Source organism: Anabaena azotica FACHB-119, assembly GCF_014697625.1.
GTDB classification, from domain to species: Bacteria; Cyanobacteriota; Cyanobacteriia; order Cyanobacteriales; family Nostocaceae; genus Trichormus; species Trichormus azoticus_A.
The window spans coordinates 1-11,105 of the sequence record NZ_JACJSG010000056.1 but is presented as its reverse complement, the minus strand read 5'-3'; the positions used below and the strand labels follow the sequence as shown (position 1 = coordinate 11,105).

Genomic DNA, 11,105 nt, shown 5'->3' with positions numbered 1-11,105 from the left:
TCCGGCTAATTATTTACGATATAGTTGCTAGGGTCGGTAATGGGTAATAGCGAATAGGTAATTGTTTTCTATCATTAGCAATTAGCAATTAGCAATTACCAACCCCCAAGATATGATAAGTGATTAAGCGGACATGATATAAATTATAAAACCCTTATATTAATCAGCTTTTGAAGCTGTCACCTGTCCCCTGTCACCTGTCCCCTGCTATAGTCATTGGTCATTAGTCATTAGTTATTCTCCCCTAGTCCCTTCTTCCGCATACTGTGCGTAGGGAAAACGGCGAACCAGCCACTGACTATTGACCACTGACAACAATTTTATCTTTCAGGAATCACAGCAATACACTCAATTTCTACCAACGCATCTTTTGGTAAGCGTGACACCTCCACACAAGCACGCGCTGGCGCTTTAGCTTGGTCAAAATACTTAGCATAAACTGCATTCACATCTACAAAGTCATTCATATCAGTTAGGAACACAGTTGTTTTGACTACATTACTAAATTTGATACCAGCAGCTTGCAGGATGGCGTGGACATTAGCAAATACTTGTTCTGTTTGCTGTTTGACATCTCCTTCACCCACAACTTCGCCTGTGGTGGGGTCAAGGGCAATTTGTCCAGCTACAAAGAGGATTTTACCAGAGGCAGCGATCGCTTGATTATAAGGCCCCACTGGTGCAGGTGCTTTATCAGTACGAATAATTTGATGAGCCATAGATGTGATTAACCTTGTGTTTGGCTATTGTTGAATTTAAACTGTTGAGCTTAATCGAGGACGAATGCCATAATGGCGATAACGCCAATAATCCCGCAAAATGCGATCGTGGTCAAAACATAAATTATTAGGGACGACCCAAGATTCAAAAACACCTACACCTTTAGCATCATCCCCCGCCTTTGGTTCCCCCGTCGCTGTTGCCAAAAATACAATACTAATTGTATGCTGACGCGGGTCACGGCTAGGATCAGAATACACCAACAACTGTTCTACTAATTCCACCTCTAACCCCGTTTCCTCTTGCGCTTCCCGCCGCGCCGCCACTTCCACCGCTTCCCCATAGTCCAAGAAACCCCCTGGAAGCGCCCAACCCAAAGGCTCGTTATGTCGCTCAATTAATACTATCGGTCTATGCGGTCTGTCTATCAATTCGATGATGATATCAACCGTAGGTGCAGGATTTCTATAAGTCATTGTTAATTGTCAGTTGTCAGTTGTAGGAACGAGTTCACCAAGACCATCATCAATTATGGTAGATATTTGTCAACCCGCCCCTACCTACTACCTTATTCACCCACTAACCACTGACCAAATTCTATCTTTCAGGAATCACAGCAATACATTCCATTTTTACTAACACATCTTTTGGCAACCGTGACACCTCCACACAAGCACGCGCTGGCGCTGTAGCCTCATCAAAATACTTGGCGTAAACTGTATTTACAATGGCAAAATCATTCATATCAGCTAAAAATACAGTGGTCTTGATGACGTTAGCAAAGCTAGTACCAGCAGCCGTCAAGATAGCTTCTAGATTAATAAATATTTGCTCTGTTTGTTTTTTGACATCATCAGTGTACACAACATCACCCAACCGGGGATCGATCGCAATTTGCCCAGCGACAAATAACATCTTACCAGCAGCGATCGCTTGATTATAAGCCCCCACTGGCGCGGGTGCTTTATCAGTACGAATAACTTGAGGAGTCATCAATATCACTTTTTCTAAGGCTAGTTCCTGTTTACCGATTTCTACCTCAGAGGCGGGCTTGTAAACTTCTCCATCAGGCATTATCGCACCAGTGAGGTCTGCATCTGCAAAATTAGCTCCATATAAATTCGCCCCAGTTAAATCTACCTTTCTCAGACTTGCGCCGCTTAGGTTTGCTTTCATTAAATTTACTTGTTGCAGTTCGGCTTTATCTAAATTTGTGCCTTGAAGACAAGCGCCTCTCAAATTTACACCTTTAAGGTATGCTGCACCCAAGTCAGCACCAGTTAAATTCATTCCTGACAAATCATGGTTAGATAGATTAACACCGCGAATCTTAGCTTCCAAAAAAGTTGCTTTTTTAAGTATTGCTGTAGATAAATTTACTTGACTAAAATCAGCACCAGTCAAGTTAGCACCGCTTAAATTGGCATTACTTAAGCTGGATCTAACAACTTTTGCTTCGTTCAAAAATGCGTCAGTAAAGTTTGCATAATTTAAATTAGAATCGCTCAAGTTGGCATTATCTAAGTTAGCGTTACTAAAATTGGTACTTTCTAAAGACGCTCTAGTTAAGTTGGCATTACTCAGATTACTATTACTAAAGTTAGCGCTGCTGAGTTTTGCTTCACTTAGATTTGCATTACTGAGGTTAGCGTTGCTAAATTTGGCATTACTGACATCTGCCTTAGTCAAGACAGCATCACTCAAGTCAGCCCAACTCAAATTTAAACTAGAACTTTTCCTTAAACTACTTAAGTTTGCACCTATCATAGATGCCCTAGTAAGATTGGTATTTTCTAGATAGGCATCACTTAGATTTGCATTATCTAACTCTGCTCCTGTCAAATCTGCTCCTTTTAGCTCTATTCCGCTCAGATTTGCACCTTTTAAATCTAACCCTCTAAGATTTTCGTTATGAAATTGTCGATTCCCAGCAGCATATTTTTCTAACAATGTTTCCGCATCCATAAAGCATCCCCGAATACTCCTGACCCAGTATAATCTCAGAAATTCAGGTCAAAGGTACTTTACTCTTGTCTGTGTCTCTGTAGTTAAATCTTTTAACCTAATCAAAGACGAATGCCATAATGGCGATAACGCCAATAATCTCGCAAAATGCGATCGCACTCAAAACAGAAATTTTCATTAGCCTTTCTCCCTCATCTCCATATTCCCCTCTTGGGAGGGGTTAGGGGTGGGTTTCCCCCATCTCTCCCCCTCCCCTATCTCCCGATAGCTTTGCAAGGTGACGTTAGCATGATAGATTCGATGCGATCGCCACCTCCTGTATTTGATGTGAAATATGCCTTTTATTAGATCAAGCGGTGTTTTACTGCATCCTACCTCGTTTCCAGGCCGATTTGGCATTGGGGATTTAGGCTTAGAAGCCTACAGATTTATCGATTTCCTAGAAAGAAGCTATCAACAATATTGGCAAGTCTTACCCTTGGGGCCGACTGGATACGGTAACTCCCCATATATGTGCTACTCAGCTTTGGCGGGGAATCATCTACTGATTAGCCCAGACAAACTACGAGATGAGGGTTTGCTGGATGAGGAAGATTTAACTAATTTACCCAATTTTCCCACAGACAAAGTTGATTTTGAACAGGTTGCACCAATCAAAATTCAACTACTCAAAAAAGCCTGTGAGAATTTTAAAACAAGAGCATCTGACATACAGCAGCAAAAATTTACAGGGTTTTGTGCAACTAAAGCCTATTGGTTAGATGATTATGCCTTGTTTATGGCGCTCAAGGATACGCAAAACAGTTCCAGTTGGTATACTTGGGAACCAGCAATAGCCAAACGTCAACCAGAAGCATTGGAAAGGGTACAGCGTCAACTAACTGATGAGATTTTCTATTACAAGTTCATTCAGTACGAATTTTTCCGCCAATGGTCGGAGTTGAAGAGTTACGCCAATCTGCGGGGGATTGAAATTATCGGAGATATCCCCATTTATGTAGCCCATGATAGTGCTGACGTTTGGGCAAATCCTGAGATATTTTGCCTAGATGAACAAACAGGTGAAGTCGCACTCATGGCGGGGGTTCCACCAGATTATTTTAGTGCTACTGGTCAGTTGTGGGGCAACCCGGTTTACAACTGGGAGGAATTACAAAAACAAGACTTTAAGTGGTGGGTACAGCGTTTTGAGGCGATGCTGGATTATGTTGATGTAATTCGCATCGACCACTTCCGAGGGTTTGAGGCTTTTTGGACTGTACCCCAAGGAGAGGAAACAGCCATCAATGGTAAGTGGGTGAAAGCACCAGGGGAAGAACTCTTCGATGTAATTAAACAAAAACTGGGTAAATTACCTGTGTTGGCGGAAGATTTGGGAGTAATTACGCCAGAGGTGGAAGCTTTACGGGATAAATATGAATTTCCAGGGATGAAGGTTTTACAATTCGCCTTTGGTTCTGACCCTGGAAACCCGTTTTTACCATTTAATTACACAAGTAATTTCGTGGTTTATACGGGGACTCACGATAATGACACAACTGTAGGTTGGTTTAATCAAGCCAGCGATTACGAGAAACACAATCTTTTACTTTATTTGGGTTGTGTTAGTCCTGATGGTATCCATTGGGACTTGATTCGCTTGGCGTTGAGTTCCGTAGCTAATCAAGCGATTCTCCCGTTACAGGATATTTTGGGTTTGGGTAACGAAGCGCGAATGAATTTCCCTAGCGTTGGTACGGGGAATTGGGAATGGCGCTATGATACCTCAGCATTGACCCAGGAATTAAGCGATCGCCTCAAAGTCCTCACCAAACTCTACGGACGCGCCCCTCAAGGTAAATAAACGTCAATTCGACGGTTTAAAAAGGCTGAGATTTTGCACCATTATATTATTGCAAAAATCGCAGCCAGAAACCCATATGATTTCGTAGGGTGGGCATTGCCCACCACTGCTTCCACAAGGGAGTGCAAGATATCATTACAATCAATTTGACACAGGGGAGTCTTTTGATTATGAAAGGCTCAACACAACATTTTTGGCAACACCAAATACCAGAAGCTTCAAAAACAATTAAAGAAAGAATCAATTTAACATTCAGAGTAATAATGTGAACTACCCACACTGACTTGGAGTACCAAGTACAGTGTCGGCTTCTGTAATCACGGGGGAATGCCCAAACTTAGACTTTGCCTAACGGCACGCTACGCGAACGCCCAAGTTTAGGACTTACTTCCCCTCCTACAGCAGAAACGGCTGAACCTTATTTTTTCAAATTCGTATTATTTATAACGTGAGTTCCACGGTTTAAAAAGGGTGTAAGGGTTTAAGGGTATAGGGGTGTAGATTTAAAAACTATACCCCTATACCCCCATACGCCTAGCTTGTAGTTCACAATTGAGGTCTAGCAGCAATCTTAATCTCTTCCTCTTCACCTAGTTCTCCCATTTTCTTGGCCGCTTGTTGATTGACACTCATTAGCACACCACCAGCATTAGTGGTTTTCACTGTCAGTTGTTCTTGGGCTTTCCAAACTCGATGAGTTCCCTCTGGTAATGTTCCCTCGAATTGTGTTTTACCATCAGCTACTACCCGAATCCATGATGATGCTTTGAGGGTAACACCAACCTGTACTGATTGATTATTCTTTTCTTTGGTGATATCACTTACAGATTCAGTTTTGATTGGTTTGGGTGGCGCATCGGCGGCTACAGCTTCTTGATTTATCAATGGTGTAGTTTCTTGATCTGCCTTTAAAGCCGCATGATTCAATAATTGGGACAAACTGCTGATAGAGCAGATAATGACAAATATATATAGTAAGTAAAGATGAAAAGGGCGTAATAGGCTAATTGATTTAGATTCGCCTACAGGTTGAAGTTTCTTTTGCGGAGACACCACAGGAAATTCGCTAGAAAATTCCGCACCATTAAAGCCGAGTGCATCAGCAAATTGTCTAATTAAACCTTGAATATAAATTGGTTCTGGCAAATCATTGAGATTCCCTTCCTCAATTGCTTGCAACAGTCGCCAGGGAATTTTAGTCATAGCGACCATTTCTTCTAAAGATAAACTCTTTTCTTGTCGGGCAGCCCACAATTGAGCGCCCAATTCCGCCAACTTTTCCGCCCTTTGTTGTTCTAACGATAGTTGTGGTTGCTCATCCTGCTTTCTTCTTAGCCATTTCATGACTTTTCTACACTCCTTACCTCAGTTGACAGTTATCAGTTATCAGTTATCAGTTGACAGAAGGCTTCTTCCTTTTCCCTTTCCCCTTTTCCCTTTCCCCTTTTCCCTTTCCCCTTTTCCCTTTCCCCTTTTCCCTTTCCCCTTTTCCCTTTCCCCCCAGTCCCCAATCCCCAGTCCCCAATTCCCAGTCCCTAACCCCTCTTATTAGGTATGTGCTTTACTTGCTCTTGCAAACTACGGATTTCTTCACCTTGAAGCAGGCGATAGTTCCCTTGACGCAATGGGGGTTGTTTTGAGTTTTGTAGTTGAATTGAACCGATCGCAATGCGATGTAATTTAACTACTGGATATCCCAATTGTTCGGATACACGGCGAATTTGGCGGTTGCGTCCCTCCTGCAAAACTATTTCTAAACGGCTTTTGTCAGCCAGACTTTCTAGCAAGCTTACTTTGGCTGGACGGGTTTTTCTCCCATCTAACAGCACACCTCGCCGCCACATTTCTAACACTGCTTCGGGAGGATGACCTTTAACTAATACTTCGTAGGTCTTGGGGATATTATGACTGGGATGAGTCAGCCTATATGTTAAATCTCCATCATTCGTCAGTATTAATGCTCCTGTAGAATCTGCGTCCAGCCGACCAACTGGGTGAAGACCCAAGCCTTTACTTAATTTTTCTGGCAATAAATCTAACACCGTTGTTCTGCCCTGGGGATCGTAGCAAGTAGACAATACTCCGGTGGGTTTGTTTAATAATAAGTATGTTAGATGGGGATGAGCTTGAGCAGATACTGACTTGCCATCAACTGTAATTGTATCACGTTCCGGGTCAACTTTTTGACCTAGTTGAGCTACTTCACCGTTGATGTGTACCCGCGATCGCCTGATCATCTCTTCTGCCTCCCGCCGAGAGGCGATCCCCCACTGAGATAAAACTTTTTGTAACCTAGCCTCCATGTAAATTTACTGATGATAATTTGATGTTTGAAATAATAATAGTCTTGGCATTTTGTAGATAGTAGCCATAAATGTTACAGTTAAGACTTATTTAAAATTAGGTTGATTACCCAACAAATACCTGTCTATATAGTGGTTAAATGCCAGAGAATCACGTCCCCAAAAAAGGTTTAAATAGAATTCGTATCATTACGAACGTATTGACCACAGCTGTAAAACTGTGGTTGCGATCGCAAGTTAGTCAAGTCTCTGATTTGCAAGTGGAAATAAAAGCTAGCGATCGCCAACTCCTTTCCGGCTGCATCCCTTGGGTTTCCATCTTTGCTAATCATGCCATCTATCAGGATCTCCATCTTACACAAATTAAACTCGCAGCAGAGAATATTCAGGTCAACATAGGCCAAATACTTAAAGGCAAACCACTGCAATTAATGCACGTAGTACCAGTAAATGGTGAGTTGATCATAGACGAGACGGACTTGAACAGTTCCCTCTCATCTGAACTATTATCGACTGCATTAAATGACTTACTGGATCTTCTTTTACCAGAATACTGTGCAAAATCCAAGCCTATTATTTGGCAGAAGATTATTCTCGCTCATCAGCAAGTAAAACTGAATGCTATCCTCACATCCACAAGTGAACCCATACCCTTAGAGATTAGCCTGGATTTAGACTTGCTCAGTGGACAACAACTGCAATTATCGCAAATCCGAGTTGAACAAAACCAAGTCACCCTCATAGAAAGCAGCGATCCCTACAACGTAGATTTAGGTTCAGATGTCGATATTCAAGAACTGAAGCTGATCCCCGGACAATTAGTTTGTCGTGGACGACTCAATGTTAATCCGTGATTGGGGAAGGGGGAAGGGGGAAGGGGGAAGGGGAAAGGAAGAAGCCTTCTGTCAACTGTCAACTGTCAACTATCAACTGTCAACTGATAACTGATAACTGATAACTGTCAACTGACAACTGACTAATGACTAAATAAGGGCAAAATTAGGGTGACGAAGTAGTAGACTAGGGGTGCTGTGAAGATGTAGCTATCGGTGCGATCTAAAATGCCGCCATGACCGGGGATCAATTGTCCTGAGTCCTTAACGCCAGCATCGCGCTTTAGCATTGATTCGGTGAGGTCGCCCAAAAGACTAGCCAAGCCAATTAGTAAGCCTAAGATTGTCCCAGTTATGAGAAATTGGGGTAAGTGAAGATAGTAAGCGCCAGCCAGGGCTACGGCTAAACTGGCACTGATCCCAAAAGCTGCACCTTCGACTGTTTTTTTAGGGCTGATATCAGACAAGCGAGTTTTGCCGAAGAATTTACCGATAGTATAAGCGCCTATGTCTGCTGCCCAAATGCACAAGAATGTCAGCACTGTAATTTTGAATCCTTGTGGTAGAGAGGCGAAATTTTTCTCGTCAAAAATATCTGTCAAACTTCCCGGCCAGTAGCCGCCCAAAGGTATGTTACTAACTAAGGCGCTGCCAATTGACCGTAACCGCACCCAGTAACTTGGCAAATAACCCACATAAAATAGTCCCATAATCGATGCCGAAACATCGGCGATCGTTGCCATTTTGGGTTGAAATAATAAGTAAAAACAAATAAAAGTACCAGCGATGGGCATGACCGCATCAACTAAATTGCTATCCAAAGTACAAGTAACCAGTAAAACTTGACTGAGGAATAAAGTAGTTTTTGCGGCTGGCAAAATGCCTCTGGTGTGTACTAAATCAAAATATTCCTGTTGTCCTAAAAAAACAATGACCGCCAAAACGATGGTAAAATACCAACCCCCCAACAGGACAGCAGTTAAAGCAAGGGCGATCGCAACAATTCCACTGATAATCCGAGACCAAGGCATACGAGTTTTTGGGGATTGGGTTTGACAGTTGACAGTTGACAGTTGACAGTTGACAGTTATTAAGTTATTTCCACTGTTCACTGTCCACTGTCCATTGATTGAGTCCCTAACCCTAGTCTAGTTTCTCACCACTAAGGATAAAAATGGGATCAACTGCGGCAAAGGTTTGAGAAAATCCTCTGGTTTCTAAGCGATTGACCGCAGATTGCACCAGCTCGATGTTTCGCGCTTGTAATTGCGAAAAGCTCTGGGAAATAGCATACAGGCTTTCTAGGTTAGCTGCTGTAGCAATGACTCGACCTGATGAGGGTAAATACTGCCACACTGCTTGCAAGATATCTTGAATCGGTCTTCCTCCCTCAATGCAAACCCGGTGAGGTCTGATGTTGATATCATGTAAACATTCTGGGGCGCTACCTTCGATAACTTCCACATTTTTGACATCAAAGCGATCGCAATTACGCTTAATTAAATTTGCTACCTCTTCATCTCGCTCCACAGCAATAATTTTTCCTTTTGGACATAGTAGCCCCACTTCGACAGGAATTGTACCAGTCCCCGCGCCAATATCCCATAAAACAGAATCAGGTTCTAAGCGCAGTTGGGAAATTAACAACAGTCGAATTTCTCGCTGAGTCAGGGGTATTCCCGGCAAATGCTCGAATAATTCATCGGGAATACCCGGGGTAACGTAAGGCCAAAGTTCGGAAGGCATAGGAATACACAATATATTAAGGGTATGAGTTTGTTTTATTTGACACGCTATAATCAATGAAAATTCGGACAACTTAGCTTCACAGCAATTTTTATGCTTGGAGAAATTTTTAACACTCGGTACGAGATTCTACAGCTATTAGGAAAAAAAGCAGGACGGCGGACTGTACTGGCTAAGGATGTTAATACTGGTAAGTTAGTAATTGTCAAGCTGGTGGCTTTTGGTAGTGATTTTGAATGGGATGATCTCAAGCTGTTTGAGCGTGAAGCAGAAACTCTCAAGTCTTTGTCTCATCCCAGTATTCCTCGTTATTTAGACTATTTTGACTTAAATTCACCAACTCTTAAAGGATTTGCCCTAGTACAGAGTTATATAAGCGCCCAAACTTTAGAGCAACACTTACAAGCTGGGCGTATCTTTACCGAATCTGATGTTAAACAAATAGCCACTGCAATTTTAGAGATTCTCATATATCTACACGGTTTATATCCGCCTGTAATCCACCGTGATATTAAGCCTAGCAATATTTTGTTAGGAGAGCGTTCTGGAAATAGTGTCGGTCAAGTTTATCTAGTAGATTTTGGTTCCGTACAGACAGCCTTGGGTAAAGAAGAGGGGACAAGGACTGTGGTAGGAACCTACGGCTATATGCCACCAGAACAGTTTGGTGGGCGTACAATACCTGCATCCGACCTTTATAGTTTAGGGGCGACCTTAATTTACTTACTCACAGGTACTCACCCCGCCGACTTACCCCAAAAAGATTTTCGCATCCAGTTTGAGCAATTAGTCAATATCAGTCCGGGTTTGACAAGCTGGTTAAAGTCAATAACTGAACCCAGTTCAGAAAAGCGCTTCAGTTCAGCACAGGAAGCACTCAAAGCTTTGCATAAGCCACAATTACATGATGTTGGTAAGTTAGCAGTCAGTAAACCACTAGGTAGCAAAATTAAACTCAGCAAAGATCGGCATTCATTGGAAATAGTCATTCCTCCTGAAGGTGCTAATCTGTTATCAGTGTTATTTCTGGTTGCATTTATTATCCTCTGGAGCTGTTTACCAGTACTTCTCACTATAGCGGCAATCTTATCATTTAATACTTCCTTATTTGTAAGCAATCTGCCTTTTTTGTATGCTAGCTATTTTTTATGTGACAAGTTGCTTTTCGAGTTCTTTAGAAATATCAAACTACGTTTAGATAACGAACAAATTACCTGCACCAAAGAATTATTCGGCTTTAAGTCCCATCTTACCAAACCTTCACCGAGAGAAAGTATCAGCAAGCTAATTTACATACCAAAACATTTTGCCAAAGATAGTGACGGCGATAAAATTCAAGTACCCGCACAATTAGAGATTTGGGCAGGAGCAAAAAAATATGAGCTTGGCGATAACACCAAAATTAAATCAGAAACAGAATTAGAATGGCTAGCTTATGAATTAAGTGATTGGTTAAACATTCCCATTGAGAGAGTAGGGAGTAGGGAGTAGAAAGTGGGGGAGATGGGGGAGATGAGGGAGTGGGGGGAGATGAGGGAGTCTCACAAGTGTAGGTTTTTAATATAGCAGTGAGTAAGGACTATAAAACTAACGAGAAAATCATTGTTTCATCCACCCCTACACCCCTACACCCCTACACCCTTACACCCCAAACCAAGGTTTTTGGAACACCAATAAAAAACCTACACCTGTCAG

The 11,105-nt window shown here is 42.2% G+C and carries 11 protein-coding genes; 4 read left to right on the top strand and 7 right to left on the bottom strand.

Going from position 1 to position 11,105, the window contains the following annotated elements; all coding sequences use genetic code 11:
- Positions 1-320: 320 nt before the first annotated feature.
- The 3 genes from H6G83_RS29175 to H6G83_RS29165 form a co-directional block, all read right to left on the bottom strand.
- Positions 321-719 (bottom strand): RidA family protein, encoded by a 399-nt coding sequence (locus H6G83_RS29175; RefSeq protein ID WP_190478621.1) that lies wholly within the window; start codon positions 717-719, stop codon positions 321-323.
- Between the two features lie 36 nt (positions 720-755).
- On the bottom strand, positions 756-1,196 hold the full coding sequence (locus H6G83_RS29170) for an NUDIX domain-containing protein (RefSeq protein WP_190478619.1): 441 nt from the start codon (positions 1,194-1,196) through the stop codon (positions 756-758).
- A gap of 121 nt (positions 1,197-1,317) precedes the next feature.
- Entirely contained in the window at positions 1,318-2,685 is a 1,368-nt protein-coding gene (locus tag H6G83_RS29165) for a Rid family detoxifying hydrolase (protein WP_190478617.1), read from the bottom strand.
- A 334-nt stretch (positions 2,686-3,019) separates the two neighbouring features.
- Between H6G83_RS29165 and malQ the strand changes: the two genes are divergently transcribed.
- Complete coding sequence (gene malQ, locus H6G83_RS29160) at positions 3,020-4,528, top strand: 4-alpha-glucanotransferase (RefSeq protein ID WP_190478615.1); 1,509 nt, start codon at positions 3,020-3,022, stop codon at positions 4,526-4,528.
- 89 nt (positions 4,529-4,617) lie between these two features.
- Positions 4,618-4,797, top strand: coding sequence for an alpha-ketoglutarate-dependent dioxygenase AlkB (locus H6G83_RS29155; protein WP_313937327.1), 180 nt, complete (start codon positions 4,618-4,620; stop codon positions 4,795-4,797).
- A 277-nt stretch (positions 4,798-5,074) separates the two neighbouring features.
- Here H6G83_RS29155 and H6G83_RS29150 read toward each other — a convergent pair whose 3' ends face one another.
- Complete coding sequence (locus tag H6G83_RS29150; protein ID WP_190478612.1) at positions 5,075-5,872, bottom strand: helix-turn-helix domain-containing protein; 798 nt, start codon at positions 5,870-5,872, stop codon at positions 5,075-5,077.
- A gap of 191 nt (positions 5,873-6,063) precedes the next feature.
- Entirely contained in the window at positions 6,064-6,831 is a 768-nt protein-coding gene (locus tag H6G83_RS29145) for a pseudouridine synthase (protein ID WP_190478610.1), read from the bottom strand.
- Between the two features lie 140 nt (positions 6,832-6,971).
- Between H6G83_RS29145 and H6G83_RS29140 the strand changes: the two genes are divergently transcribed.
- Positions 6,972-7,685 (top strand): LmeA family phospholipid-binding protein, encoded by a 714-nt coding sequence (locus tag H6G83_RS29140; protein ID WP_190478608.1) that lies wholly within the window; start codon positions 6,972-6,974, stop codon positions 7,683-7,685.
- Positions 7,686-7,807: 122 nt separating this feature from the next.
- Here the strand turns inward: H6G83_RS29140 and H6G83_RS29135 are convergent, their stop codons facing one another.
- Together H6G83_RS29135 and cbiT are read right to left on the bottom strand one after the other, a co-directional pair.
- Positions 7,808-8,695 carry a phosphatidate cytidylyltransferase gene (locus tag H6G83_RS29135; RefSeq protein ID WP_190478606.1) on the bottom strand — a complete coding sequence of 296 codons (888 nt, stop codon included), beginning with the start codon at positions 8,693-8,695 and terminating at the stop codon, positions 7,808-7,810.
- 112 nt (positions 8,696-8,807) lie between these two features.
- Positions 8,808-9,410 (bottom strand): precorrin-6Y C5,15-methyltransferase subunit CbiT, encoded by a 603-nt coding sequence (gene cbiT, locus H6G83_RS29130; protein ID WP_190478605.1) that lies wholly within the window; start codon positions 9,408-9,410, stop codon positions 8,808-8,810.
- A gap of 93 nt (positions 9,411-9,503) precedes the next feature.
- On the opposite strand from cbiT, the gene H6G83_RS29125 reads away from it, so the two are divergent.
- Positions 9,504-10,901 carry a serine/threonine protein kinase gene (locus H6G83_RS29125; RefSeq protein ID WP_190478603.1) on the top strand — a complete coding sequence of 466 codons (1,398 nt, stop codon included), beginning with the start codon at positions 9,504-9,506 and terminating at the stop codon, positions 10,899-10,901.
- Positions 10,902-11,105: the final 204 nt, after the last annotated feature.